Origin of the sequence: Mesorhizobium sp. C395A (genome assembly GCF_030323205.1) — a bacterium.
Classification (GTDB): Bacteria; Pseudomonadota; Alphaproteobacteria; order Rhizobiales; family Rhizobiaceae; genus Mesorhizobium.
In genome coordinates, this window is the sequence record NZ_CP100473.1 from 1,729,706 (window position 1) to 1,756,705 (window position 27,000).

Annotated in this window: 15 protein-coding genes and 3 pseudogenes; 10 read left to right on the top strand and 8 right to left on the bottom strand. The window is 61.3% G+C overall.

Annotated features, from left to right (window positions below):
• Positions 1–174 precede the first annotated feature (174 nt).
• Positions 175–1,689 carry an aldehyde dehydrogenase family protein gene (locus tag NLY37_RS08560; RefSeq protein WP_023741877.1) on the top strand — a complete coding sequence of 505 codons (1,515 nt, stop codon included), beginning with the start codon at positions 175–177 and terminating at the stop codon, positions 1,687–1,689.
• Between the two features lie 41 nt (positions 1,690–1,730).
• Positions 1,731–2,945, top strand: a complete 1,215-nt coding sequence (locus tag NLY37_RS08565) for a pyridoxal phosphate-dependent aminotransferase (protein WP_286442120.1) — start codon at positions 1,731–1,733, stop codon at positions 2,943–2,945.
• A gap of 580 nt (positions 2,946–3,525) precedes the next feature.
• Here NLY37_RS08565 and NLY37_RS08570 read toward each other — a convergent pair.
• Positions 3,526–5,137, bottom strand: a pseudogene (locus NLY37_RS08570) (ROK family protein).
• Between the two features lie 164 nt (positions 5,138–5,301).
• A complete protein-coding gene (locus NLY37_RS08575; protein ID WP_023741175.1) occupies positions 5,302–6,498 on the bottom strand; it encodes a hypothetical protein in 1,197 nt (398 codons plus the stop codon).
• A 259-nt stretch (positions 6,499–6,757) separates the two neighbouring features.
• Between NLY37_RS08575 and NLY37_RS08580 the strand changes: the two are divergent.
• Positions 6,758–7,352 (top strand): annotated as a pseudogene (locus NLY37_RS08580) (SOS response-associated peptidase family protein).
• A gap of 151 nt (positions 7,353–7,503) precedes the next feature.
• On the opposite strand, the gene NLY37_RS08585 reads toward NLY37_RS08580, so the two are convergent.
• The 5 genes from NLY37_RS08585 to NLY37_RS08605 form a co-directional block, all read right to left on the bottom strand.
• Positions 7,504–8,346 carry a hypothetical protein gene (locus NLY37_RS08585; RefSeq protein ID WP_023741177.1) on the bottom strand — a complete coding sequence of 281 codons (843 nt, stop codon included), beginning with the start codon at positions 8,344–8,346 and terminating at the stop codon, positions 7,504–7,506.
• A 56-nt stretch (positions 8,347–8,402) separates the two neighbouring features.
• Complete coding sequence (locus tag NLY37_RS08590) at positions 8,403–11,792, bottom strand: hypothetical protein (RefSeq protein WP_023741178.1); 3,390 nt, start codon at positions 11,790–11,792, stop codon at positions 8,403–8,405.
• Positions 11,793–12,063: 271 nt separating this feature from the next.
• On the bottom strand, positions 12,064–15,330 hold the full coding sequence (locus NLY37_RS08595; protein ID WP_023741179.1) for an error-prone DNA polymerase: 3,267 nt from the start codon (positions 15,328–15,330) through the stop codon (positions 12,064–12,066).
• Positions 15,327–16,847, bottom strand: coding sequence for a Y-family DNA polymerase (locus tag NLY37_RS08600; protein ID WP_031245995.1), 1,521 nt, complete (start codon positions 16,845–16,847; stop codon positions 15,327–15,329). The genes NLY37_RS08595 and NLY37_RS08600 overlap by 4 nt, the downstream gene beginning before the upstream one ends.
• On the bottom strand, positions 16,762–17,523 hold the full coding sequence (locus NLY37_RS08605) for an ImuA family protein (protein ID WP_023741181.1): 762 nt from the start codon (positions 17,521–17,523) through the stop codon (positions 16,762–16,764). The genes NLY37_RS08600 and NLY37_RS08605 overlap by 86 nt, the downstream gene beginning before the upstream one ends.
• 179 nt (positions 17,524–17,702) lie before the next feature.
• On the opposite strand from NLY37_RS08605, the pseudogene dinB reads away from it, so the two are divergent.
• A pseudogene (gene dinB / locus NLY37_RS08610) lies at positions 17,703–18,822 on the top strand (DNA polymerase IV).
• A 12-nt stretch (positions 18,823–18,834) separates the two neighbouring features.
• Here the strand turns inward: dinB and ligD are convergent.
• Positions 18,835–20,817, bottom strand: coding sequence for a DNA ligase D (ligD, locus tag NLY37_RS08615; RefSeq protein WP_023741182.1), 1,983 nt, complete (start codon positions 20,815–20,817; stop codon positions 18,835–18,837).
• A 74-nt stretch (positions 20,818–20,891) separates the two neighbouring features.
• Between ligD and NLY37_RS08620 the strand changes: the two genes are divergently transcribed.
• From NLY37_RS08620 to NLY37_RS08645, 6 genes are all read left to right on the top strand, one after another.
• Positions 20,892–21,074 (top strand): DUF3606 domain-containing protein, encoded by a 183-nt coding sequence (locus tag NLY37_RS08620; protein WP_023741183.1) that lies wholly within the window; start codon positions 20,892–20,894, stop codon positions 21,072–21,074.
• 19 nt (positions 21,075–21,093) lie between these two features.
• Complete coding sequence (gene xth / locus NLY37_RS08625; RefSeq protein WP_023741184.1) at positions 21,094–21,870, top strand: exodeoxyribonuclease III; 777 nt, start codon at positions 21,094–21,096, stop codon at positions 21,868–21,870.
• Positions 21,871–23,053: 1,183 nt separating this feature from the next.
• Positions 23,054–24,082 carry a ParB N-terminal domain-containing protein gene (locus NLY37_RS08630; RefSeq protein WP_245270790.1) on the top strand — a complete coding sequence of 343 codons (1,029 nt, stop codon included), beginning with the start codon at positions 23,054–23,056 and terminating at the stop codon, positions 24,080–24,082.
• Between the two features lies 1 nt (position 24,083).
• Positions 24,084–24,503: a hypothetical protein gene (locus tag NLY37_RS08635; RefSeq protein WP_023741187.1), complete on the top strand. Its 420-nt coding sequence runs from the start codon at positions 24,084–24,086 to the stop codon at positions 24,501–24,503.
• Complete coding sequence (locus NLY37_RS08640; protein ID WP_023741188.1) at positions 24,497–25,978, top strand: DEAD/DEAH box helicase; 1,482 nt, start codon at positions 24,497–24,499, stop codon at positions 25,976–25,978. Before NLY37_RS08635 ends, NLY37_RS08640 begins: the two co-directional genes overlap by 7 nt.
• Positions 25,975–26,988 carry a ParB/RepB/Spo0J family partition protein gene (locus NLY37_RS08645; RefSeq protein ID WP_031245999.1) on the top strand — a complete coding sequence of 338 codons (1,014 nt, stop codon included), beginning with the start codon at positions 25,975–25,977 and terminating at the stop codon, positions 26,986–26,988. Before NLY37_RS08640 ends, NLY37_RS08645 begins: the two co-directional genes overlap by 4 nt.
• Positions 26,989–27,000: the final 12 nt, after the last annotated feature.

Sequence of the window (27,000 nt, forward strand, 5' to 3'; positions counted from 1 at the left end):
AAAGTCAGGCTTCCCGTAAAACTCAAAGCTGAGAACGAGAAGAGGGGCTTACGGCGATCGGCTTCCAGCCGACCTGCCAACCTTGGATGAGTTCGACGCGCCGGATCTTTCAGGATCATCATCGCCGGCAGGCACTCTTCGAGCGGCACCGATGGAGGCAAAGAGAGCAGAAGCATGAACCAAGACATTGGCAGCTACTTCAATCGATTCTCGGTCCCGGCCGAAGTCATTTCTTTCGTCTGCCGTCCGATAGGCCATTTCATTGACGGGAAGGAAATTGATTCAGCTGCCGACGTCATCGATGTTATCGAGCCGTTCACCCGTCAAAGATTGACGGGGCTGGCAAGCGGAAGTGCAGAAATTGTCGATCGCGCAGTGCGTTCGTCCCGCAAGGCTCTCACAGGTCATTGGGGGAGAATGCCGCCGCTGGAACGACAGAAGCTTATCCTGCGATTGGCTGATGCGATCGACGCCGATGCAGATTTCCTGGCCCATCTGGAAACCATCGACGTTGGGAAATCGATTTCAGACGCGAGGTCGATCGACGTTTTCGGCTCGATCGCAAATTTCGAGTATTTTGCAGGCTGGACGAGCAAGCTGGATGGCAGGACAGCGAGCGCAGTCTCCCTACCTGGCGAGACGCTGACCTACACCATCAAGGAGCCGGTCGGGGTTGTGGCGGCAATCATCCCGTGGAATTTCCCACTGCAGATCCTCTCTTGGAAACTTGCGGCCGCGCTTGCTTGCGGATGCACAGTCGTCTGCAAACCGTCGGAGCTCACGCCTCTCTCGGCAATGAGGGTCGCCCAACTGGCGACCAAGGTTGGTTTTCCTGATGGCGTTATCAACGTCGTAAACGGCTTTGGCCACATCATCGGCCAGGCGTTGGCCGCCCACCCGGGTATCGACAAACTTTCGTTTACTGGTTCGACAGCCGTGGGAACGGCGGTTGGGAAAGCCGCGCTCGATACGATGAAGCGCCTGACGCTTGAACTCGGAGGCAAATCGCCTGTTATCGTGACGAGCAAGGCGAACCTGGATAACGCAGCGAACGCTATTTTATCAGGGATATTCATGAATTCCGGCCAGGTCTGCGACGCGGGATCCCGCGTCTATGCCCATGCCAGCGTCCACGACGAATTGGTCGAGAAGCTGAAGGATGGTGCAGAGAGTTTGGTAATCGGTCCTGGTTTGGATCCGACCTCCAGGATCACCCCACTCGTCTCGGCGGCGCATCGGGGCCGCGTCCTAGAGCATATCAAGAGCGCGCATTTGGAAGGCGCATTACTCGTTACCGGCGAAGGGCCAGGCGGAACGGGTCGCGAGGACGGCATTCTTCGTCCGACGATCTTCGAGGAATGCTCCGAAGGAATGGGAATTTTCCGCGAAGAAATCTTCGGCGCCGTTCTGGGCGTTGCACGATTTGAGACCCTTGATGAGGCGGTGGAAAGGGCCAACGCGAGCATCTATGGCCTCGCTGCCGCTGTCTATTCCGACAATGTTGACGAAACAGTGCAGCTCTCCCGGCGGCTCAAAGCCGGGAACATTTACATCAATGCACATGGGCTCCTGGATCCGACCATGCCATTCGGTGGGGTGGGAGCTTCGGGCTTTGGCAAGGACATGGGACCGGAACAACTCGACGGATTCCTGACAACAAAAAGCATCTACCTTCAACTCGGAAAGTGATGCGTAACTATCTCACACAGCGCTTTCGGGAGGAGGCAACGATGGAAACATTGCGGCGAACTAATACTGATCAGGAGCTGCCACGGTTTTCGGAGCACACTCGGGCCATCGCCAGTGAAGGAGCGGCAGGCTGGGCGATCGCGGACGCGGCGGCGGATGCTGTAGATCGAGGCGAAGACGTCGTCAGCCTCTGCCTTGGGGATACCTCGTTCGACACGCCGACGAGGATATCTGAAGCTGCAATTCAAAGCATCCGAGGCGGTCGGACGCACTACGCTCCGGTTCCGGGCACGCCCGGCCTTCGTCGCAACATTGCTTCCGCCCAAAAGCGGTTCGATGGGCTTGATTGGAGTGCAACTCAAGCCATTGTATTTGGTGGAGCACAAAATGCTCTTTTCGCCGCCCTGATGACCGTTGCCGGAGCTGGCGACGAGGTGCTCTGCCTCGAGCCTTGGTATGCCACATACGAAGCGGCAATACGCGCCGGTGGAGCAGTGGCCCGACCCGTCAAACTATCGCTGCAAAATGCACGGCAGAAAATATCCGAGGATATTCTCCGTGCGGCGGTAAGAGATCGAACGCGGGCGATCTTGCTGAACTCCCCAAACAATCCCGGCGGATATGTGTTCGGCAAGGAGGATCTGGAAACCGTTGCGAGATTTGCTGAGCAGCACAATCTGTGGATCATCAGTGATGAGGTTTACCGCAGCACAATCTTCGACGGCAAGTTCCTCTCAATTGCGTCCATTCCTGGCATGAGGAGCCGAACGATAATTGTGAACAGCCTATCCAAGTCTCATGCAATGACTGGCTGGAGGCTTGGATGGACGCTTGGGCCGGTCTCGGCATCAGTTCATCTGGAAAATCTTGCGCAATGCATGCTTTTTGGATCGCCGACCTTCATCCAGGATGCGGCAGCGGTGGCCCTCGATGAAGCGGGTGACGAAGAAATGCGTTTCTTCTCAAGCGAACTGAAGCGCAAATGCGATTTGATGTGCACCAGGCTCTCCGAAATTCCCAATTTAAAAGTCGCGAGGCCGGGTGGCGGCATGTTCTGTTTCATCGACGTTAGTGCAACTGGTTTGCCCGGCACGGAGTTTGCCGAGCGTCTGTACTCCACGGAACGACTGGCAATCGTGCCAGGCATCGCGTTTGGACCGGACATGAAAAAGTACATACGTATCTCCTTCTCGGGCGCCGACTCCGTGATTAAAAGCGGCATGGACCGGCTGAAACGATTTTGCGCGGGATTGTAACTGCGAGCGGGTATTCGTAGTCGATCGGCCGATAGACCGACCAATCTGGTCGTTGCGCGTGTCGTGCCAAGCGCGCTGATGACGCCGTCCACGTCCCACCAAGCGGCTCGGTCTGGCATATCGGAGAAATCGATCACGACGTTCTGCAATCGGTCGCGTGACTCGATCGGGCGGCGTGTCAGGGCGATGACTCGGCTGATCCGCGCGCCGGCAAGCACCTGCTCCACGACACAGGATCCGACATGCCGGTGCCCACCCACGATTAGCAACCTAGTCATCCAATATCCTGCGGGTCGAGATGGCGTGAGGGCGCGCGAGAGAAGGCTGTCGAGCATGCGATCCGGCAGGTGCCTAGCCGGCGGGTGGAGATACCTAACGGCAGCGCCCGCAGTTGGGCTACTCCGGAGCCCTGAGTGACGCTTCAAGGTGATCTACGATCGCCCGAACTTTTGCAGATGGCCTGGGCCCCGCCGGGAAAGGTCTAGGCAACTCGTCGTCGGGGCGGGTAGCACTCCGACGCATAGTGGCGCAGAAGCGCAGAAGCGAACCCGCGCGCACAATGAGACACGCCGAACGCCGATCAGTTCGCTGGTGCGAGTGACTGCTTGGTTAGCTTCGCTGCGCTGGGGCTCATTAAGGACAGTAAGGGGAGTGCGGCGGCCCCGAGAAGCGCGCTCGTGGGTCCCAGTTCGCTAACTTCGACCCTTTCGGGAGAGTCGGACCGAATCGATGGTCCAAGTGGATGAAGGTCGTCGACTAAGGCCTTCAAGAGTTGGACCGGTGCCGTTCCACCAATAATGATGCGTTCTGGATCGAACCCATTCTCAAGGCTAACTACTGCGGATCTGAGCGCCGGGATGGCATTGGCGACCCAAGATCGAGTTGCCTTGTCAACAGCGGCTGACTGCTTGGACCTCGGTCTCAGTCCAGCGGTGCTGAGATAGGTGTAGAGGCAGCCCCGATTGCCACAGTGGCAAAGAGGGCCAGCGGGGTCGACAATGACGTGTCCGAACTCCCCAGCATTGCCCCGATAACCGCGCTGGAGCTCGCCGCCTCGGACGATTGCACCGCCGACACCGTCGCCGACGAAGAGATAAAGGAAGTCTGCCGCGCTTTTCGCACGCCCGAACAGCGGGCGTTCCTCGAAAGCCTCAAGCGCGGTCTCAAGCTCACCGAGTCGCTCGTCGACCTCGTCGGGCAGTTCGTCCGCGCCTTCATGCTCCGAAACAAGACGATCGAACTCGACCTTGAGCGCGTCGCGCGTCGCTTCCTCCTCAGCCGTGAGCGGCACGGGTTCACCATGGAGCCGCCGCAGCCCATAGGTGTGGCCATAGGCGAAATCAGGCGCGACCTCGGTCCACTTCCAGCCCTCGGCGGCAACCGCCTCGGATTCACTGCTGAGCTTGTCGGCCACCATCTTGTCGATCAGGGCGACATCCTGCAGCCAGCCACCATCATCGCCCTCGAAAAGATCGCGCAGCACCGAGCCGCCCGCTTCGACATACGCCTCGATGCCGATGAACAGCGCCCGCTTGTCGGTGGCGCGGACGGCGCCTTCGGTCAGCATGCGCCGGATGGCATAGGCCGACTTGTCGTAGGAGGTCTTGAGGCGCTCCAAGACCTGTTCCTGGCGCGCATGGTCGCCGGACACGGTGAACGCCTCGAGTTGCGCCAGCGTCATGCCATCCTCGGCATAGACATCGAGCAGCACCGGAGACACCGATGCGAGCTTGAGGCGCTGCTTGATCACGTTCACCGAGACGAAGAAGGTCGCAGCGATTTCCTCCTCGGCCTGACCCTTCTCGCGCAGGACGAGAAAGGCGCGGAACTGGTCGAGCGGATGCAGCGGCGCGCGCTGGACGTTCTCTGCTAGAGAGTCCTCCTCCGCAATGCCGCCCTCGCGGACGACACAGGGGACTGGCGCGGTCTTGGCCAGGCGCTTCTGCTTGACGAGCAGTTCCAGTGCCCGGAAACGCCTGCCGCCGGCCGGCACTTCGAACATGCCGGTCTCAGTGCCGTTTTCATCCACGACCCTGTAGGATGCCCCGGCGGGCGATGTCCTCGGCGAGTTCCTCGACCGAGACACCGGCCTTTATGCGTCGGACATTGGACTGGCTCAGCACGAGCTGGTTGAAGGGCACGTCGCGGGAGGGCGACAGGGTGATGGTGGGCTTCTTCTTGGCAGTAGCCATTGGGATGTACTCCGCGACGGGCGGCCGGGAACCTCTCTCGGCCTCCAACCCGTCACGAAGATCGGCGCCGCCCTCTCACTCTGAGGGACGACGCCGCAAATCCTTGCTCCCGGAAAGGCACGCAACCGGAGACAGGGACATCCGTATCGCCGGCTTTGCTGAAATCAGGCTACACGGTCGAGCAGCTTCTTGGCCTTGCCCTCAAGCTCGAGCCGAGCGTCCTGATGTGGCTTGTCGCGCGCCACGGCGGTGATGCCCTGCACGAAGTCGAAGATGCTCGTTGGCTTGCGTCCTTCCTCCGCGAGCACGGTCTCGATGATCTTCGCTGTGTCCGCCTTGGAGAAGCCGCGCTTGCGGAGAAACTCCGCGCGATCCTCGTCGCTGCGGGCGACGATCTTTTCGCGCGCCGCCTGGATGCCGGTGACGAAGGGCATGGGCGAGGAGTTGGCGAAACGGGTCAGAGCCGGCGCTGCCTGGTGTGCGAAGCGTGAGGCAGCATATTTGGAATGGCGGATTGTGATCTCCTCGAAGTCCTCGACGCCCCAAAGGTTGCGGTTCTGGCACACGGCGCGGAGATAGAAGCTGGCGATGCCAAGTGTCTTCGCACCGACCTCGGAGTTCCAGCAGTAAAAGCCCCGGAAATAGAGGTCGGGCGAGCCATCCGGTAGCCTGCCGGCCTCGATCGGGTTGAGGTCGTCGACCAGGAAGAGGAACACGTCGCGATCCGAGGCGTAGAGCGTGGTGGTATCCGAGGTGATGTCGACACGGGGATTGTAGATGCCGGTCGACCAGTCGAGCACGCCGGGGATCTTCCATCGCGTGTCGCCGGTGCCATTGCCGGCGATCTTCTGAACGGCCGCAACCAGTTCGTGATCATAGATGCGCCCATAGTCCGGGCCGGTGACGGCGCGGAGCTCGATGCGCCCGTTCTCGACCTCGAGCGTCTTGACCTGCTCGGCGCGGTGCGCGGTCAGGCCATATTGCAGGTTGATGCCGGCGAGCGGTGCCGGCAGCTGGCGCAGGTAGGTCGCCGGGGCGCCCACGATGCCGGCGAGTTGACCAAAGCTCCAATGCGTCGGGGCAACCGGTCTATCCGCACCGGGAAGCACCAGGGCAAGCCGCTCGGCATCGTCGCGGCTGGCTTCGACCCGGATCGCCGCGCTCTCGACTGTACGGGTCCGGCTGCGCTCGGACCGCCCCTGCACTGAAGCCATCAACTCGGACAGCGACAGGTAGCGCTCATCAGCCGGACGGTTGAACCATTCCGACGACACGCGGCCGATGCGTTGGCCGCGGCTCGCATCCACCTTGTAGCCACCGGGTGCGTCGCGGCCGGCATCGATAGTGACTGAATTGTTCATGAGAGTTCTCCATGACGGGCGCCGGAAGCCTCTCTCCCAGCCCTTCGCCGTCATGGCCCTCCAAAACCGTTCTCTCACTCTCGCGGTGCTCAAGGCCGACACGGAGGAGGGGGCTATACGCGCTGTCGGAGCCGCGCCGCGTCAGGGATGGAAGCCCTCAGGGTGAAGACCCGTGCAGCGGGGCTTCAGCGCAGCCGAGAGTCCGGCCCGGAGGGACGCCCATCTCGAACTCATTTTCATTTCGCTGTAGAGTGCCGGCATGTGCAATGCCTACGAACAGCATGTGAAGTGGGTCGAATACGTCCAGATGATGCAGGCACTCGAGCTTGGCATCCCGACGCAACAGACCGAACTCGATTTGCCGGGAAGCGACGACATCCGGATCAACGACATGGCCCCCGTGATGCGCGCTGCCGGCAACGGCATTGAGCTGGTGCCCATGAATTTCAGCTTCCCACCTTCCAACCCGAAGGGTGGCCCAGTCTTCAACTACCGCTCTGACGGAAGGCATTTCGACAAGAGCAACCGATGCCTCGTTCCCGCGTCGGCCTTCTTCGAATTCACGGGCAAGAAGTACCCGAAAGCAAAACATCGGTTCACGCTGAACGATGCACCATTCATGGCGATCGCCGGCTGATGGCGCGAAGGCACAGATGGCTCTATCCCGGCCTTCGCCATGCTGACCACCGAACCTGGTCCGGATATTGTTACTTATCATGACCGCCAGGTGGTAGTTCTGCGTCCCACCGACTGGGCGCACTGGATCTACCTGACGAAGACAGAAGGCGAACTGCTGCGCCCCCCTACCGGAGGGCTCACTCGCGGTTGAAACCGTTCGACAGGGATCGGACTAGGACGGCGTGGGTAGGCCAAAAGGCCGGAATGGGGCCCATTCCGGCCGGCAGCTTTCGTGCCCATTCCAGCCATTGGCGCTCCGATCACGCGAGGGCAGCTTTTTGGCCCACGTGGACGTGGCTAATGCCTCCAACTAGCTCGCTGTGGACGCTAGTCCTGCGGTATGTCGGGCGGCGGCTCATCCCCGGGATCCGACATCAGCTCGTAGGGCAGGGCCTTCGTGAAGCGGCCCAGGCTGCCGAGGATCGCGAACACCCTGTCGGGGAGCGCATCGATCACCTGGTCCCGCAGGAAACAAATCCAGGGTTCATGGTCGGTCGTCGACCAGACGAAATACTGGTCCCAGCCACGCTCCGCGATCAGGGCCACGAACGTCTGGCGCTGCGGGATCGACCATTCGAAACCGCCATGGAACATCCGGTTCCGGTAGCTGAGCAGAGCGACGATCCAGTCGAGGTCATCAGGGCGAAGATGAGCAGAGACTCCGGTGGCGTCACAAAGCTGTGGCAGGCCGGAAACGATGTCGACGCCGGCATCACTTTTGCCGAAGTACCATTGGACGTTCCATCTTTCTGGATTGTCCTTGGCCCGGCGCCAGCGCTTGTGATCGGGCGGGGCGATGCCCTTGGCGACGTATTTATCGCCCAAGGCGCGGAAGGCTTGCGCGAAAATAGTCTCGAGCGTCGGGACGATCATGCCGACGGCAGATAGGCTGATTGCTGCGTCGCTATATGTCGACCGCCAGATCGCATCGACATGCTCATCGACAACATGATCGTGGTACGGGCCCTGGTAGGTTCGGGCTTCTTCCTCCAATTCCTTGATGTTGGTGCTGACATGGTCGGCAGATCGTCGGTGCTCTCTCAGGACAGCCCTGATCGCCTCGAGTTGGGCATCCCAGTCGATCGTCGACACGAGACGGTAGAGGTAGTCACGATCATCGAGCAGGTTTTCGAGGCCAGTCTTGAGGCGCTCCGGGTCGGTCGTCATCATCCCTCCAGGTGCAGATCGCCGTGGTGAGCGGTCGCCGCTCCACCGCTGACCGGCCGCTATTCCGCCGCCTTCGGCAACAAGTCGAGACAGCTCGTATCTCCGGCCACCGTCAGGAAATTGATGGCGTCGACCACATTGGAGACTGCCCGCGTGTCGCCGGTCGACAGGCCGGCGACAAAGATTGCTCGCAGGTTTTGCGACCTCACGCCGAGCTCCATCATATCGAGGTGACGGTTCTTGATCAGCGTCGAGATGGTTTCCACGGCCCGGTGTGGGAGCGGGGAGCTGAATTCCGCGATCCGATCCACGAGATGAAAGGTCTGGCCTGGCCCATATCCGGCATTCGACGCCGCGATGGTCTGCTGCATGAGCCAGTCGGGGTCGAGGCCCCGTTGGTAGTAGAATTGGCCGATCGCGCCGATCTCATTCTGAAAGACCGTGCGTTGGGCCGAGGGCTCTGAAGCAGCCAGCAGCCTTCGATCCCAATAGCTCTGCGCTCGAAGGCGCCTCTCCCCTTCGGGCAATGCCAGCTGGGTGCCCAGAAACCACATCGCCTTCCGCCGCGCCTCGATCGGGGCGTCATTCCAGAACTGGGCATAGACGTCTTCAGGGAGGGCATCGACGATGTAGAGGATCACTAGGTAGTGCGTGAACCTCTCGGTGAGATGTTCTCGATCGGCACCCGGCACGTTTTCGGCCAGGCGTTGAATCTCGTTCCGATAGCAATCGCTCATTTGAGTGGCTAGCCAGGAAAGGGGACCCGTGCCCATCTGGATGTGCGACAACCATACCGCGTCGCGCAGCTGCGCATCGGGTGTCTCGAAGAAATTCGTTGCATTGGCCTCGAGGAAGTTGGCCGCGAAGTAGCTGAGCCAACCGAGGTAGCGCCCGATGACCGCCCGCGGTATTCGCCCGTCGGCACCGCTCCGGGCGACCCCGGCGTCCAGAATGCTCTTGATCTCCGGCAGAGCGGTGAGAGCGTGGCCCGGATCCTTGCCGACCGGCGTTTCCGGGTTTTTGCTCAGCCAGAAGATGAGCTGAATGCAAAGCTCCAGGGCGGCGCCGCGCGACGTGGACGTGGCGGCGAAATAGACTTGCCGGCGGTAGGTCTCCTCGAAGCTCTCAGAGTCAGCCGGCGACGAGCTCTCGTAGAAGGAGAGGACTTGGGCCCGGACCTCGGATTCGAGGCCAAAGCTGATGCCTTCCTTGCCCAATTGGAGCCCGACGGAGATCAGTTCGATTGCGGCCTTGCGGGTCCACGACCAGTCGGCGTCATGGCCCTCGCCTTCGTTTCCGGTCAGACCCACGCGAGACACAAGCGTTCCGGTAAGCGCGATGATGCCTCCCCAGCTGACCGCGTTTTTGTTCCGGACGACGGTCGTCAGGGCCTCAATGATCCTGCGGATATAGATTGCGGGGACGCCCGAGAATTTGGGGGCCCCTTCGGAGAAGGCCAACGCATTCTGCTCGGCAGCCTGCCGCAATTGCTGGCTGAGAGCGGTCACCGTGACCTTCTGCGCCTGGGGGGAGGGTCGCCAGTCGGTGAGGAACGAGGCGATGTCCTCGATCGAACGGTTCGCGAGGTCGGCCGCGACCGCTGGACTGATATCGGGCTCATGCAACTCCTTCAGCCACGCATCGGGGTCACCGTGACGCTCGACGTCTTGCTGACGGTCCTTGGGAAGCACCTGGCGCCAATGCCATTGCACCTCCCGCAGCACTGATGCCCTGAAGTGGTTTCGTTCCTCGTCATTGGGCTCTCGCCCGGTGCTTTTCTTGAACCGCTCCTGCCAGCTCGGCTCGTGCTTTGACGGGACTTTGTCGACCGCCCCCAAGATCCTGGCCTGGGTCTCGTCGGGCAAGCGGTCGAACCAGGCGGCCGCCAGCTCCCCGTACTCCATACTGCACCACGTCTCGCCGATCAGGTCGGCGTCATCGAGACTCGAGGTGGCGAGTGAGGGTGCAGCTGCGGGATCGAGGGAAAGGACGTGGAGCCGCAAACGGGTGAGCAACCGCGAAGGATATTTCGAGATTTCGGCGACGATTGCCTCTAGTCGGTCAGGGTGTGCCGAGGAGATGAGCCGCGCCGATCGGACGGTCTCGCCGACCAATGCATCGATGATGCCGTGCTTGGGGCCATGATCGGAGATGGTCCTAGACATGTGGTGGGAATAGTCGCCTGGGGGATCGTCGCTCACCCGTCGTTCGATGCGCAGCGCGGCATCCAGCATCTCGCACAGCACTCCGACAAGGTCGGTGCCCAACCCGGCAGCGCATGCGCGAACGTCCTGGGGCAGGAAGTGCTCGAACATGTGCTGGCCGAACAGGGTCGTGGCCCTGCCGTCCTCGGGAATGATCCGGTAGAGTGAGCCGAAGAGGCCGAGAGCGGCCTCGTGGCGATCCGCTTTGACAAGATTTTCGAGGATCGTATGGACGGCTGACGAATGGGGCAGTCGCGTGTCTTGGCCGAGCCAGCCCTTTAGGATGTCGACGAGGCCCTCGGCCTCGCCGGCTGGCAGGGCTACAATCGCCTCCGCGCCATGCCAATGCACATCCTGGTCTTCGGATCCACCGACTGCACGCAGCGCGGCGACCACCCTCGCTCGAACTGCGGGATCGCTCGAAGCCGCCATCCTCACGAGGTATCGCCCTGCGGGCCAATGCTGCAGGCGCAGCCCGTCATCTATGTCATCGAGGCCGACCCACGACGCGGCGAGCAGCCGGTGCTCGGCAAGGGGATCGAGCCAGTCCGCGGAGTGGAGACGCTCGAAGAAGTAGAACAGCAGCGGGAGCGCGCCGGGAATCTCACGCGACAGGGCCTGCACTGCCGCCTTTCGGTCCGGCATTGCGAGAAGCTCGTCGAGGCGTCGGATATAGGCCGAGTACTTGCCCTGCAGCGCGACCATAAGGCCCCGTACTGCCGTGTCGAAAGGCGCCTGCCATTCCGAACGGAACTGAGCGTCCACTTCCAGCGACTGATGCAGTTCTCGCCCGTAATGTGCCTTTGCGTGCGCGGCCATCACGGACTTCCAGGATCGAGCAACATCGCCGTCGGGAGCGAGGCCCAAGGTGGCGCAGATCCGTTCGATCTGTTCGCGATGGCTGTGCTTGGGCGCCAGGGTTGTGACCGCTCGATCTGCCGCCTGTTGGATGTATCCAAGTGACCTCAGCGCGGCGCCGGCCTGGTCGAGACGATTTTGCGCCTCGGGCGAAACCGTTACCGTCAGATCGGCAGGAGTTGCAAGAAGTTGCCGAAGGATCGCATCGATCTCGCGCATGGCGTGGCCCGCCAGCGGCACCGATACGCGAAGGGGCAGGGTGCCGGCCGCGAGCCGGCAAAAGTCGACGTACCGATCCGCGGTCCGCTTTCCCAGCAGGCGCTGCAGAAGAGAGGCAGTATGGCGCTGCTCCTCGGACATGTCGGGTAAAGCGAGTTCTTCGACCATTCCCGCCTGTCCCGCCCCCGATCGAATTCTTCCTGGCCCGGAAGCTAAGGTCACCGTTTTGGCAGGTGCCATCTCAACTAAGTCGACGATCGGTAGGCCGGTCAACTCGCCGTCGCGGTGATCATGGCTGCGAAACGGTTTTCCGGTACTTTAACTGACCTTACCGGATGCGGGTCGGAGTACAAGGCGGGGGTGATCGAACGTCGGCTTATGGCGTAAGGCCGCCTGCCGCCGCCTTTGCGGTTGCAGCTGGGCACGGACGATGCGAGCGCTATCGAAAGTCGCGTGTCTTCACCTTGATCGGTTCAACCTGCAGCGTTGGATCGACGAGGTCCCGTGGCCGCAGGCCCTTCGGCAAGCTTCGCGGATCGATCCCTGGTCCACGGTGATGGGCTTCATCCCCTCGCCCATGCGGAAGTGGAAAGGGCGCCTCTCGGTTGCCGACGCTGGCGAGTTCACCGGAAAGATCGGTGAGGGAATGGGCGACGAGATGCACCACTTCGCCCTCACGCTGAATCTTGCCGCGGACGCTGAGCATCGAGGAGGACAGCAGCACGCGGCGGAATTTCTCGAAGACCTTGACCCAGACCACGACATTGGCGGCGCCGGTCTCGTCCTCCATGGTCAGGAACATCACGCCCTTGGCCGATCCGGGCCGCTGGCGGACCAGGACGAGGCCTGCCGCCTCCAGCCAGCGGCCGTCGCGCGCCTGCATCGCCTCGCTGCAGCTGACGATTCGGCGCCGGATAAGATCTGCGCGCAGGAACGACAGCGGGTGGTTTCGTAGGGTCAGGCCCACGTGACCGTAGTCCTCGACCACTTCCCGGCCAGCTGTCATCGGCCGCAGTGTGAGAGCCGGCTCATGGATTTCCGACACGGTCCGCTGCTCGTGAGCCGAGGCTGCGGCAAAGAGAGGCAGGGGTTCGTCGCGGAGCCCCTTGAGCGCCCACAACGCCTCGCGTCGGGCCAGGCCGAGATCGGGACGAAAGGCGTCAGCCTCGGCGAGTTGGACCAGAGATGCCGACGGCACCCCGGCGCGATGCCAGAGATCGTCGATGGATGCGAACGGCTCGTCAGCTCGGGCTGCAACGATCGCGGCAGCATCGACATTGGCCAGCCCCTTGACCATCCGCAGACCAAGCCGGACGGCGAAGCGTCCATCCTCGCCAATCGGCTCAAGCGTGCAGTCCCATCGGCTCGCATTGATGCAGACGGGCCGGACCTCGACGCCGTGGGCTTGGGCATCGCGCACAATCTGGGCCGGCAGATAGAAGCCCATCGGCTGGGAATTGAGCAGTGCGCAGCAGAAGACATCGGGATGGTGGCATTTCATCCAACTCGAGGCATAGGCGATGAGCGCGAAGCTGGCGGCATGGCTCTCGGGAAAGCCGTAGCTGCCAAAGCCTTCGAGCTGCTTGAAGGTGGTTGCCGCGAATTCCGGCGTATAGCCATTGGCGATCATGCCACCGATCAGCTTGTCGCGGAACTTGCTGACGCCGCCCGTGTGCTTGAAGGTCGCCATGGCACGGCGCAATTGGTCGGCCTCGCCGGCGGAAAAGCCGGCGCAGACCATGGCCACCTGCATGGCCTGCTCCTGGAACAGGGGAACGCCCAAGGTCTTGCCGAGCACGCGCTCAAGCTCGGGGGTCGGGAACTCGACCGGCTCCTTGCCCTCCCGGCGTCGCAGATAAGGATGGACCATGTCGCCCTGGATCGGGCCGGGGCGCACGATGGCCACCTCGACGACGAGGTCATAGAAGGTGCGCGGCTTGATGCGGGGCAGCATCGACATCTGGGCGCGACTCTCGATCTGGAAGACCCCGATCGTATCCGCCTTGCGGATCATGGCATAGGTCGCAGGGTCTTCAGCCGGGAGGGTGGCCAGGTCGAGGGTCATGCCCTTGTGCTCGGCCAAGAGGTCGAAGCTGCGCTTCATGCAGGTGAGCATGCCGAGCGCCAGGACGTCGACCTTCATGAATTTGAGGATGTCGATATCGTCCTTGTCCCACTCGATGACCTGGCGGTCGACCATGCGGGCCGGCTCGATCGGCACGAGATCGTCGAGCCGGTCATTGGTCAGAACGAAGCCACCTGGATGCTGCGACAGATGGCGTGGCGTACCCTCGAGTTGCTGGGCGAGTTCGAGCGTCAGCCGCAGCCGGCGATCGGCGAGGTTGAGATTGAGATCTTGGACGCGCTTCTCGTCGATGCCCTCGTCGTGGCCCCAGACCTGCGAGGACAGCAGCTTGGTGAGGTCCTCGGGCAGGCCGAGAGCCTTGCCGATATCGTGGACGGCGCCTTTGGTGTGATAGCGCACCACGGTCGAGCAGAGCGCGCTGTGGTCACGGCCATAGGTTTCGTAGACCCACTGCATGACGATTTCGCGCCGCTCATGCTCGAAATCGACGTCGATGTCGGGTGGCTCGTTGCGCTCCTGCGAGACGAAGCGCTCGAAGAGGAGATTGTTGCGCTCAGGATCGATGCTGGTGATGCCCAGCACGTAGCAGACGGCCGAGTTGGCGGCCGAGCCTCTGCCCTGGCACAAAATATCCTTGCTGCGCGCGAACTGCACGATGGCGTTCACGGTGAGGAAGTACGGAGCGTATTGCAGGATTTCGATCAGGCGCAGTTCGTGCTCGATGAGCGCCACGACTTTGTCAGGCACACCCTCGGGATAGCGACGCGCTGCACCTTCCCAGGTGAGCTGTCGGAGCGCCTGCTGCGCCGTCAGGCCGGGCAGCATCTTCTCCTCTGGATACTGGTAGGCGAGTTCGTCGAGGGAGAAGCGGCACTGGCGCGCAATTTCGACGGTGCGAGCGAGGGCTTCCGGATAGCGCGAAAATAGCCGCGCCATTTCCTCAGGCGGCTTGAGATAGCGGTCGGCATGCCGCTCGCGCCGGAACCCCAACTCGTCGATGGTGATGTTGTGGCGAATGGCGGTCACCACGTCCTGGAGGATGCGCCGGCTTGGTTCGTGGAACAGAACGTCATTCGTCACCACCGTCGGCACCCGCATCTGGGTGGCGAAGTTGGAAAGCTCGTGCAGCCGGACCTGGTCGTTGGGCCGCCGGCGCAGGGTCAGCGCCAAGTAGGCGCGATCGCTGAAGATCTCCCTCAGGCGACGCAGTTGCAGGGCGCAGGTGTGATCGGCGCGGTCGGGGACAAGAACGGCGATCAGGCCCTCGGCATAGTCGGCCAGGTCGCTCCATTCGAGGTGGCACTTTGCTTTGCCGCCGCGTTTCTTGCCCAGGGTCAGCAGGCGGCAGAGCCGGGAATAGGCGGCCCGGTCGGTGGGATAGACGAGCAGCGACATGCCGTCGACGAGATCAAGGCGACAGCCGACGATGAGCCTGACGCCGGTGTCCTTGGCGGCCTGATGGGCCCGCACGATGCCGGCTAGAGAATTGCGGTCGACTACGGCCAGGGCCTCAATGCCGAGCGCTGCCGCCTGGGCGAACAGGTCGTTGCAAGAACTGGCGCCGCGCAGGAACGAGAAATGGCTGGTTACCTGCAATTCGGCATAGCGCGGGGTGGTCATGCGAAGACCCCATGCAGGAACCATTTGTGCGAGCCGGTCCCGGGATCCTCGCCGTCGCCGGCACGGTAGATCCAGAAGCGCTCGCCGGACTCGTCCTCCACCTGGAAATAGTCGCGTACCGCGATCAGTTCGGCATCGCGCTGCCACCATTCGCCAAAAACGCGCTCGGGACCGTCGGCCCGCGCGACGCGATGCCGGATGCCCCGCCAACTGAACCAGACCGGCGGATGGTCGGGCAGCAGGGCCATCGTCTCGATGGGTTCGGGCTGGGTCAGCAGACGCGGCGGGCGAGGCCATTCACCGGGCCAACTCGTCCCGTCGTCTGGCGCATTCGGCGCGATGCGGCGGACTGAGCGTTCGGGCACGTCACTCTCGACCGGGGCAAAGCGGTAGAGCCGCTGCTCGCCAATACGGTTGGCAAGCACGTCGATGAGATCGGTAATGTCGGGTTCCGGCTCTTCGACCAGTGAGGAGATGATCTGCTTGGCTCCGAAGGGCTCGGCGAGGGTCGCGGCCAGGGTCATCACCTCGATGCCGAATCCGGGATCGACGGTTTCGATCCGGTCGGTGAGGAGTCGGGTCAGTCGTTTGACATCGTGCACTGGCACGGCGGTGCCGACGCGAATGGCCTCTATGCGGTTGTCCACGCGATGAAACAGCAGGTCCAACCGGCGGGCGCCGAGCCCCTTGGCCTCTAGGGCCTCGCAGAGGGTTGCGACGAGCTTGCCGGTATAGCGGGCCATGGTTTCGGCGGCGCCGATCGGCTCGCCGAAGGCCCGGCGAACCTCGATGAGTTCGGGAGATCGGGCGGGCTCGAAGGGTTCGCTGCGCCGCCCCATGGCCTGGTCCAGGCGACGGCCGAGCTCGGGCCCGAAGCGGAGGGTGAGCGAGGCGCGCGGCGCCGCCTCGACTTCGCCCACCCGCTCGAAGCCGAGCGTGAGCAGGCCTTCGACGATGTCCTGGGGAAGCCGCAGGGCGCCGATCGGAAGACCGCGCATAATCGCCGGGGCTTGCCCCACTGGCGCGACGAAGGTCGGCCGGGCGAGGAAGCGCGCGCAGGCATGAGCGGCTCCCCAGGTGTCGGCGACGGCGCCACGTGCATTGGTGCCGGAGGCTGCCATGCGCGACACCAGCCCCTCAAGCATCGTGTCCTCACCGCCATGCAGATGGTCGGCGCCCGTGGTGTCGATGATAAGTCCGTCGGGCGGATCGGCCGCGACGATCGGGGCATAGCGGAGCGACCAGAGCGCCATTCTATCGAGGGCCTCCGCATCGGCGGCTGCATCCAGGTCGAAGCTTAGCAGGTTGGGCACCAGGACCTGAGCCTTGCTCGCCGGCATGCCCACGCGCAGGCCGGCCGTGCGTGCCGCCGCATCGGCCGCCAGCACGAGCCGCCGGTTCCCCTGCCGGCCGAGCATGATGACCGGGGTTTCAGCCGATGGCGCGGACGGGCCCAGTGCGCGTCGCAAGCGATCGGTCGGCCAGGTCGGAAAATAGAGCGAGACGACCCTTGTCATCGCAGGCTTCCACTTCAAAGTCGGCGCTTTCTCCAGCCCGGGCGCGGATCAGTTCGAGCCGCCAGCGGGCGCGGCCGATACCGGGGACCGGCAGGGAGCGGGAGGGGAGCGCGGAGACGCGCCAGCGGGTGACCGCGGCGGTCGGTTGTCCAAAATCGGTCGCTTCGGTTTGTCGGCGCCAACGGCGGATAGCTATGCCGATGGCGCCGGAGGCTTCGGCGGCCAGTTGCAGTCGGCGGGAGGCGGTCATGGAGAGGCGGGCCAGTTCGGCAACCACGGCGCCTAGCCCACCATGGCGAAGCCCTTCTTCAAAACAGGCGAGCACTGAGGCTTCGTCACCGGCCTCGACATAGACGACCCGCCCGGGCAACAGGCCGGCTTGGGCGAGGGCAGGGGCGAAGAGGTCCTGCCGCGTGACACACCAGAGCACCTTGCCCTTGGTGCGCGCGGCAATCCCGGCCGCAAAGAGCGCCGCCGCAGCGCCGTCAATCGCCCCGTTGCGGCCACCGGCAACCTCATGCAGCGCCCCGAGCGCCAGCCCGCCTCCCGGCAAGACCTTGTCGATCGTGGGAACGCCGAAAGGAAGCGTCGCGCGGTTACGCGCCGGCCCGCCTTCGAGGCGCGCGATTCGCTCACGAAGCGCGGCGATAGCAGGGCTGGCGGCCGGCTGACCCATGAACGAAACACTCTCAAACTGTCTTCCCAATGGATTTCGGGGCTGATATGTTCCTTATTTGTTCTCTTTGGTGTCCGAGAGTCAATCGGACTCGTTGCTCCGCTCCGAGAGTTGATCCCAGACTGCACTCGATCGAGTTGCGGTCTAATGATGTGCCCAGGTGATACAGGGACGACGATATGAGCGAGGGAAGCGACAGCAGCCAAGAAGCCGATGCACCGCGGGAAGGCACAGCCATTCTTCGCAAGATCATCCATGTCGATATGGATGCCTTTTTCGCCTCGGTCGAACAGCGCGACAATCCGGACCTACGCGGCAAGCCTGTGGCAGTCGGCGGCTCGGCGGCGCGGGGCGTGGTGGCCGCTGCGAGCTACGAGGCCAGAGAGTTCGGGGTGCGATCGGCCATGCCCTCGATTACCGCAAAACGAAAATGTCCCGAGCTGATCTTCGTGCCGCCGCGCTTTGACGCCTACCGGGCCGTCTCCCAGCAGATCCACGCGATATTCGCCGCGCACACGCCACTCATTGAACCGCTCTCGCTCGACGAGGCCTATCTCGACGTCACCGACAATCTGCAGGGCATCCCAATCGCCACGACGATCGCGGAAATGATCCGCGCTAAAATCAAGTCCGAAACCGGCCTGACGGCCTCGGCCGGCGTCAGCTACAACAAATTCCTGGCCAAGCTCGCCTCCGGCCAGAACAAGCCCGATGGGCTGTTCGTCATCACTCCGAAGCAGGGTCCCGCCTTTGTCGAAGCCTTGCCTGTGCGGAAATTTCATGGTGTCGGCCCGGCGACTGCCGACAAAATGGCTCGGCTGGGCATCGAGACCGGCGCCGACCTGCGTGCACAGAGCCTGGCGTTCCTGGAGGAGAAGTTCGGGAAGGCCGTACTATTACTGGATCGCCCGGGGCATCGACGAACGCCCGGTGCGGGCCGACCGCGAGCGCAAGTCCGTGGGGGCCGAGGACACCTTTGCGAGCGATTTATTTGACCTCGAAAGTGCTCGCAAGGAGTTGGCGCCATTGGTTGCCAAGGTCTGGCGGTATTGCAAGGAAAGATCGATCCAGGGTCGCACGGTGACATTGAAGGTGAAATTCGCCGACTTCCAGCAGATCACGCGCAGCCGCACGATCGGAGGCGTCATCGAGGGCGAAGCCGACCTAGCGACCGTCAGCGGCACCCTCCTCGATCAGGTATTTCCTGTCAGCAAGGGGATCCGCCTGCTCGGGGTGACACTTTCAAACCTAACCGGAGCGCGAACCGAGGCCCATCGGCAGATGTCGCTGACGATCTAGGACTGGCTGCACCTATCGGACTGCTTTTCGGATCCACTCTGTCAGCGTTTGCTCGACGTCCGAATAGCCTTCCCACGCGTCGGACTCCTGAGCCCGAGCGGCGGCAGCGAAAACGTCAAACGCGCTGGCACTCTTGAAGGTCGGCAGTTCATCCCAAGTGACGGGTACGGCGCATGACGCACCGGATCGCGCCCGGGTCGACCACGGGCAAATTGCGGTGGCTCCCTGTCCGTTGCGCAGATAGTCGATGAACATGCGGCCCTTGCGCTTGGCCTTGCTCATGTTGGCGACGAAGCGCGACGGATCGGTGCGGGCCAGCAGTTCGGCGAAGTCCTGGCAAAAGCCCTTCACCACTTCCCAGTCAGCCTCGGGAACGAGTGGAACGACCACGTGAACTCCCTTGCCACCCGATAACAGTGGCCAAGATTGGAGGCCGAGGGCATCGAGAACGCCGCGGATGTCGAGCGCGGCCTGCGTGACGTCACCAAAGCCCAGGCCCTCGTCCGGATCGATGTCGAAGATTATCCGGTGTGGGAGGTTGGGCTGCTGGCGAAGGCTTCCCCAGACGTGGAATTCGAGCACATTCATCTGGACGCCGGCGATCAGCCCCGCCAGATCGTCGACCCAAAGGATGCGGCTTTCCTTACCGGACATTTTCTCCAACTGGCCGTCATGAATGGTCTTCGGCATCCCGGGCAGCTTGTGCTTCTGAAAAAAGGTCTGCTGCAGATCGCCGTCGGTGTCGCGCACCAGCGAAAGGGGCCGATCCTGGATATGCGGCAACATCTTCTCGGCGACCGCGGCGTAGTAGGCGGCGAGCGTCGCCTTTGTTACCTCTGTGCCCGGATACATGACCTTGTCGGGATGCGTCAGGGTCACGCCGACGGCGCGGGCGATCTCCTTGCCCATAGCGGGAGCCAGATTGGCGGACGCGACGGTCTTGGGCGTTTCCATCACCACCTGGTCGGCTCGCTTGTCTTCGCGCATGCCTTGGAAGCTCGGGTGCCGCAGGCTGCCGTCGGGTGTCACCTCGGAATAGCTGACCTCGGCAACGAGTTCAGGCTTCACCCAGCGGGCACGTCGCGCGATGTCGCGCGGCACCGATGCGAAGGCGGGTTTGTCTAAAGGCCGCTTCTCCAACTGCGCGAGGATGGATTTGCGCATCGTCTCGGTGAACCCCGTGCCGACGCGGCCGCGGTAGATCAGCTTGCCGTTCTCATATGTGCCTAGGATCAGCGAGGCCATGCTGCGGCCGGTGTCGCTTGGGCGGTAGCCGCCGACGACAAATTCCTGTCGTTTCGTACACTTGATCTTGAGCCAGCTCGCGGTGCGGTCGCCGACATAGCGACTGTCGGCACGCTTGGCGATGATGCCCTCGTGGCCGCCGGCGCACATCGTATCGAACACCTTCTTGCCATTGTCGGCGATATGGCTGGAGAACTGCAGGCTGTCGTCGGGGTCCCGCTCGCCCAAAAGTTCGGCAAGCCGTTCCTTGCGCTCGATCAAGGGCCGGCCGGCTAGGTCGTCGCCGTTCAATTCCAACAGGTCGAAGGCATAGAACTTGAGCGGCATGCCTGCGGCAATGCCGGTCTTCAGCATTGAGAAGTTCGTGCGGCCCTGGCTATCGATGGCCACGATCTCGCCGTCGATTAGCGCCGAGCCCCTTGTCAGTGCCTGAAGCGGCGGCAGGATCACCTTGAACTGGCGGGTCCAGTCGTGGCCGTTGCGGGTGTAGACGACGACTTCCGCTCCCGAGATGGCGACCTGGGCGCGATAGCCATCGAACTTCATTTCGAAGAGCCAGTCGGAGCCAACCGGGATGTCGTCGGTCAGTGTGCAGAGCTGGAACGGACGAAACTGGGGTAGGGGGTATCTGGGGGTAGATTCTGAGTCTCTGCGCCGCGTGCGCTTCTTGGTGGGGATAGCCTCTAAGGCCGACATGGCGAAGTCGAATACATAGTACGATTCAATACTCTGCCATGGATTCAGTTCCACACTGCGCGCGATGAATTGAACCGGAAGAGTCCGGCTGCGTTGTTGAGAGTTGGAGGCAATCCTTGGAGGAAGAAATGGCTACTTCTCAAACTACTCGCGGGCGCAGCCAGGACCGCGCGAAGGTCGCTGGCGGGCAGGACCATGAGGTGAAATACGAGGCGGGCAAGACTGGGGCCAGCAAGGCAGACATCAAGTCAGCCGTGAAATCGGTCGGCAACAGTCGCAGGAAGGTCGAGGACGAGTTGGGCAAGAAGTGAGCCACGGCCGCAGGGGCAGATGGTTCGCATCGCCACCTTCAATGTTAACGGCGTCAATGGTCGGCTGCCCGTGCTCCTTAAATGGCTCACGGCTACCAACTACGATGTCGTCTGCCTGCAGGAAATGAAAACGTCCGACGAGAAGTTTCCAGTCGAGGCCATCCGCGAGGCGGGGTATGGCGCGATCTGGCATGGCCAGAAATCCTACAACGGAGTGGCCATTCTAACTCGGGGAAGTGACCCGGTTGAACGCCGGCGCGACCTTCCCGGCGATCCTGATGACACCCATAGCCGCTACATCGAAGCCGACATGGACGGGCTCATTGTCGGCTGTCTCTATCTGCCCAATGGGAATCCGGCGCCGGGTCCCAAGTTCGACTACAAGCTGCGCTGGTTCGACCGCCTGATCAGCTACGGCCAAGACCTCCTCAAAGCGGGAGCGCCAGCTGTGCTATGTGGAGACTATAATGTCGTTCCAACGCGGATCGACGCGGTCGCGCCGCGACGATGGCTCGGCGACGCGGTTTACTTCCCCGAGAGCCGGCAAGCCTATGCGAAGATGCTCGAAGCAGGATGGATCGACGCAGTTCGCCGCATCCATCCGGAGAAGGGCGTGTACACCTATTGGAATTTCTCCTTCGGCGGCGGCTACGACAGGAGTTCTGGCCTGCGTATGGACCATCTGCTCGTGGGCCCCTCATTGGCACCGCGGCTACGCGGCGCTGGGGTGGACGTCGAGGTGAGAGGGTGGGAGAAGCCAAGCGACCATGCGCCGGCTTGGATCGAGCTTGAATAGCAGACGGGGGATGCGTGGAAGCTGAAGAACGAGAACGGCTGCGGACTGCTCTATGAGCTATCGGTACCCTTCATTGCGATGGAAACAAAGCGCCCAACGGCGGAAATTCAGGCACATTTCGCCTCCGCCCGGCAGCGGACGTTTAGGCGGGCATGGAGAAGCGGTCTGTATTGCGCCACCCCTCCAGACCGATCATGGGCGATTAGCAGCGCCTGCGCGAGAAGGGAGGCTAGCGACATGAAATGCTGTGCCACCACAATCTCGACGCTTATCTGCATGGCTATATCGACGAACGGGGGATTGCCGGGGAACCCAAGGCGGATCTGTCCCGCACGTCGGTGGCGGCACCCGCTCCTATTAGATACGCTACTTACCCAGGCCAAGACCTAGCCGTGCTTTCACGGCGCGCAGGCCCGGACCCGATGTCCCCGCAAGATCGGCGATCTCAGTTCCGCGCAACAGGCATCACCGCCTATCTGAAGAACGGCGGACCATTGAGAAAGCCGCAGCGATGAAGCACCAAAGTTAGACGCACCACGTAAGTACTTCCGATAGTCAGTGCTTACCCCGTCGTCGGCGACATATTTCAGAGCCTCGCCAACGCGTCTGGCTGCCAGGATCGGTCGCGCCTTAGAAATTCTGCTTTCGGACTACTTTTTCAGCCACTGCGCGTATCCATTTGATGGCACTCGCGGCTTCCGGTGTCGCCGCCGACCTTCGCCGGGCTCTCACAGGTGATGACATATCCGGAGCTTGGGGACATCGCGTGATTGAATGCGACGATAATCTACTCGAATTGCTGCTGCATGGCAGATCAGGTGAGACCGCCGGCTTTGGGGACGTTCCTTTGGTCAGCGCGTGTGGCAGCATGAAGGGCTTCGTGACGGATTCATCTTGGCAAGACCTTCAGCGGCGGCTGCGAACAGGACTGATCGCACCCACAGACGACGAATGGGACCTGATCTTGGTAAATCCGGACTACTCACTGAGGCGACCCTGTTCGCCATGCAAGGTGCTCTGCGCCAACTCTCGGTCTCCACAACCTCGATCTGTTTGCCGGGCATTGGTCGACGAACTAGCTTTGTACGCTTCACCAATGGTCACCATCGAAGGTTGTGGTGAAGCCAATACTATGACTTGAACGAAAATTGCCTCTCCCTATGATGATATCGGGAAAAAGGGAGTGTTTGGGGTGGTCAATGCTGGGATGCATCAAAAGGTCGGCGTTGATCAGATTGAACTGGACCGTTCCAATCCACGCATTCGCAAGTTCCTCGAAATGTACGGTGATAATCCCTCACCGGAAGCGATATTCCTCGCGCTCGGCGCCGGTAACGATGACGAGCCTGGCGGCTCCAGCAGCACCACCTTTGAAAAGCTGAAGCAGTCGATATTGACGAATGGTGGAATAATCCAGCCTGTCATCCTGAATCGACGCAAAGATGGCACGCTGGTTTGCGTCGAAGGCAACACGCGCGTCGCGCTCTACAAGAATTTTCTGGACTTGGGGGTTAAAGGCGATTGGGCCGACATACCCGCGCTGGTTCATCACGAAATGGACGATGCGTCGGTCCATGCCATTCGCCTGCAAATCCACCTGGTTGGAACCCGCCCGTGGGATCCATATTCAAAGGCCAAGTACTTATTTGAGCTGCGGACGCGAGAGCATCTGCCGTTCGCCACCATCGTCGACTATTGCGGCGGTCGCCAGTCAGAGGTTGTCGAAAGCATAAATGCCTATTCAGATATGGAGCAGTACTACCGATCGGTGGTTGGCGAAGATGGTGACTTCGATACTACCCGCTTCAGCGGCTTTGTGGAGTTGCAAAAACCCGGAATAAAGCAAGCCGTCACAGCCGCTGGTTTTGACCTTCACGACTTCGCGCGCTGGATCCATGAAGGCAAGCTCCATCCTTTGCAGAAGGTCCGCGTCCTTCCGAGAATCCTTCGTCATGAAAAGGCGAAGGAGATCTTTCTCAAGCACGGCGTCAAGAAGGCCGAAGCAATCCTCGAAAAACCGGACCTCACGAAAACGCTCCAGGAAGCCGAAATTGGCCAGCTAGCCCGAGCTCTGGTCACGCGCATCGGAGCGATGTCGTACGACGAACAACAACGCATCAAAGCCGACCCCGGTGGTGAGACCGCCCAGGCGTTGATTGACGCGCAAACCGAATTGGCGAAACTTCTGCAATGGCTGAACTTGAGTTCCTAAAATGGCAGAGTCCGCTGTTCATGCCAGGCTGGTCAAGGCGCTGATCGCATATGCCGATATGGCGCTGGGTGGGCTTGCAAACGTCTCTGTCAGGGACGATGCGGTCCGGCCGTTGCGCGGTGAGCGGCCACCGCGGGTCAACGGTTATGTGCCCGACCTTTACGCAATCGACGTGCCAACCACGGCCACGCTCATTGGCGAGGCCAAAACGAAAGCCGACCTGGAAAACGAACATAGCAGAAGGCAGATCAACGCGTTTCTTGCCTATCTTGCTCGGACACCGAACGGCATTTTTGTGCTGAGCGTTCCGCTGCCGGCGTCCATGGCCGCTCGACGATTACTCGTGGAGCTCAAAGCCCCCTTTCATGATGCTCGAACACGAACCGTCGTCATCGACGGCTTAGGTGCGAAGCAATGCTGAAGGTGCAGAAATCGGCGAGTCTCGATGCTAAGCGCTCGGCGTTCTCACATCAAGTCGACGCCTTCAACGCCATAAAAGATCTTCACTACGCAGCGATATTTCATGAGCAGGGACTAGGAAAGACTAAGATCGGGCTGGACCTTGGGCTCTCATGGCTCTCACGCGACGTCGTCGACTCCGTGCTGATCGTCACGAAGAAGAGCTTGATCGAAAACTGGCGAACCGAAATCGACAGCCACAGCCACCTGCGCCCGCGCATCCTCGGGCAGGACCGTAACGCGAACTTCTATGCCTTCAACAGTCCGGCGCGGGTTTATCTGGCGCACTATGAGGTTCTCGTTTCTGAGAGAAAGCGTATCGAGCTTTTTCTTAAAACGCGGCGGGTCGCTGCCTTGCTCGATGAAGCCCACAAAATCAAAAATCCAGAGACTGAAGTCAGCCAGGCTCTCCACGCATTATCGCCGGGATTTGCGCGACGGGTTATCATGACTGGCACGCCGGTTGCCAACCGGCCTTTCGATCTATGGTCGCAAATCCAATTTCTCGATCAGGGTAAAAGTCTAGGCAACGAGTTCGCCGCATTCAAACGCGAACTGGACCTGTCCAACGATCTCGGCAGCGACGAAGCGAAAGCGATGGCCTTCGCAAATGAGCTGGAGGGCGTTTTCGAAAAAATTCGTCCGTTTTCGGTTCGAGAAACCAAGAAAACTGCCGGCCTCAAGCTGCCCGACAAGACGATTCAAAATCTCGGATGCCAGCTCGAGCCACGCCAAGCCGAGATCTACGCACAGTTTCGCGACGAGCTTGCCGCAATCATTGTCCGTCAAGGCCTTCCTGTCCTTGACGATGCCGAAGAGATTCTGAAACGCCTTCTTCGCTTGGTACAGGTCGCCGCGAATCCGGCAATGATCGATCAGTCCTACAAGGGTACGCCGGGGAAAATGCGGGCGTTGGACGAACTCGTCTTTGGGGCAATTGATGCTGGCGAAAAGATCGTCATCTGGACGAATTTCACAAAGAATGCCGAGCTGCTTCGTCAGCACCTTGACGAGTTTGGTTGCGTGATCGTCCACGGCGGAATCGATATGGCAAAACGAGAGGAAGCACTCTCCGCCTTCAAAACAGACCCTGAAACGCGCATTCTGGTGGCCACGCCCGGTGCCGCCAAGGAGGGACTGACGCTAACCGTCGCCAATCACGCGGTCTTTTTCGACAGAAGCTTCAGTCTTGACGACTATCTTCAGGCTCAGGACCGAATCCACCGTATCTCACAGGACAAGCCCTGCTTTGTCACAAACCTCATTGCAGATTCTACGGTGGATGGTTGGGTAGATGCTTTGCTGTCAGCCAAGCATCTGGCCGCGCAGCTCGGTCAGGGCGACATCAGCCGCGAGGAGTACGACCGGCAGGCCGACTACGCGTTCTCGGACATGATCCGAGACGTCTTGCGCCTCGATAGGCAGGAACATCAATGACAGCTGTAGAAATCCTGCCCGCCGTGAGCGGCGAAACACTTCTAATTCGAGGCGTGGAGGTGCCGGTCGAGACGACCTCTCTTGCTCAGAAGGACCTCAGGTTTTTCGTCGAAAATCCTCGCGTCTATTCCATTCTGCGACTGGACGGTGCGCAGCCTAGCCAGGCCGATATTGAGCGCAAGCTGCTCGAGATGGATCATGTGAAGGCATTAATCCAGGACATCAAACGCGATGGTGGGCTGACCGACCCCGTTGTTGTCCGCACCGGTACGCTCGAAGTTCTGGAAGGCAACAGCCGTTTGGCGGCTTATCGAGCACTCGCCAAGATCGATCCGGTGAAGTGGGGGCATATGAAGGTCCGCCTTCTGCCTCAAGATCTGGGTGAATCACTGATTTTCGCCTTGCTTGGTCAATACCATATCAAGGGAAAGAAGGATTGGGCGCCATTCGAGCAAGCCGGCTTCCTTTATCGTCGCTCCAAGGCGCATGACGTTGATCCAGCCAAACTGGCGCAAGAGATCGGCCTCTCGAAACGAAAGGTCGAACATCTGATTGACGTCTATCAGTTCATGCTGGACCACGAGCAAGCCGATACCGCAAAATGGAGCTACTACGACGAATATCTGAAATCTTCCAAGATCAAGAAGGCGCGCTTGTCCCACGCGGGGTTCGACGGTCTGGTCGTAGAAAAAATAAAGTCCGGTGAAATCGCCAAGGCGGTTGATGTGCGCGACCGGCTCCCCGTGATCTGTTCCGCGCCGAAAGCATTGCAGAAACTTGTAAGTGGCGGCTATGGCTTCGCCCAAGCTCATGACCATGCTGTGGAAGCGGGTGCGGACAGCACGCCGCTGAAGAAACTCGGCAAGTTTCGTCAGTGGCTCGTTCTGCCTGAAACGGAAGCCGCGCTCAATCATACGCAGGACGAAACGCGCAAGAAGATCCTGTTCGAACTTGGCAAGATTGCCGGTCGCATCGACACGATGACCCAGCGTCTGAAGACGCAGAAATAAATCGGTCAGAAG

Excerpts from the sequence above, each read along its gene's own strand:
- NLY37_RS08645 (WP_031245999.1), top strand. The coding sequence starts at position 25,975 with ATGACAGCTGTAGAAATCCTGCCCGCCGTGAGCGGCGAAACACTTCTA.
- NLY37_RS08590 (WP_023741178.1), bottom strand. The coding sequence starts at position 11,792 with ATGGTCGAAGAACTCGCTTTACCCGACATGTCCGAGGAGCAGCGCCAT.
- NLY37_RS08640 (WP_023741188.1), top strand. The coding sequence starts at position 24,497 with ATGCTGAAGGTGCAGAAATCGGCGAGTCTCGATGCTAAGCGCTCGGCG.
- NLY37_RS08575 (WP_023741175.1), bottom strand. The coding sequence starts at position 6,498 with ATGAACAATTCAGTCACTATCGATGCCGGCCGCGACGCACCCGGTGGC.
- NLY37_RS08560 (WP_023741877.1), top strand. The coding sequence starts at position 175 with ATGAACCAAGACATTGGCAGCTACTTCAATCGATTCTCGGTCCCGGCC.
- xth (WP_023741184.1), top strand. The coding sequence starts at position 21,094 with ATGGTTCGCATCGCCACCTTCAATGTTAACGGCGTCAATGGTCGGCTG.
- NLY37_RS08595 (WP_023741179.1), bottom strand. The coding sequence starts at position 15,330 with ATGACCACCCCGCGCTATGCCGAATTGCAGGTAACCAGCCATTTCTCG.
- NLY37_RS08620 (WP_023741183.1), top strand. The coding sequence starts at position 20,892 with ATGGCTACTTCTCAAACTACTCGCGGGCGCAGCCAGGACCGCGCGAAG.
- NLY37_RS08585 (WP_023741177.1), bottom strand. The coding sequence starts at position 8,346 with ATGATGACGACCGACCCGGAGCGCCTCAAGACTGGCCTCGAAAACCTG.
- NLY37_RS08565 (WP_286442120.1), top strand. The coding sequence starts at position 1,731 with ATGGAAACATTGCGGCGAACTAATACTGATCAGGAGCTGCCACGGTTT.
- NLY37_RS08605 (WP_023741181.1), bottom strand. The coding sequence starts at position 17,523 with ATGGGTCAGCCGGCCGCCAGCCCTGCTATCGCCGCGCTTCGTGAGCGA.
- NLY37_RS08600 (WP_031245995.1), bottom strand. The coding sequence starts at position 16,847 with ATGACAAGGGTCGTCTCGCTCTATTTTCCGACCTGGCCGACCGATCGC.
- NLY37_RS08635 (WP_023741187.1), top strand. The coding sequence starts at position 24,084 with ATGGCAGAGTCCGCTGTTCATGCCAGGCTGGTCAAGGCGCTGATCGCA.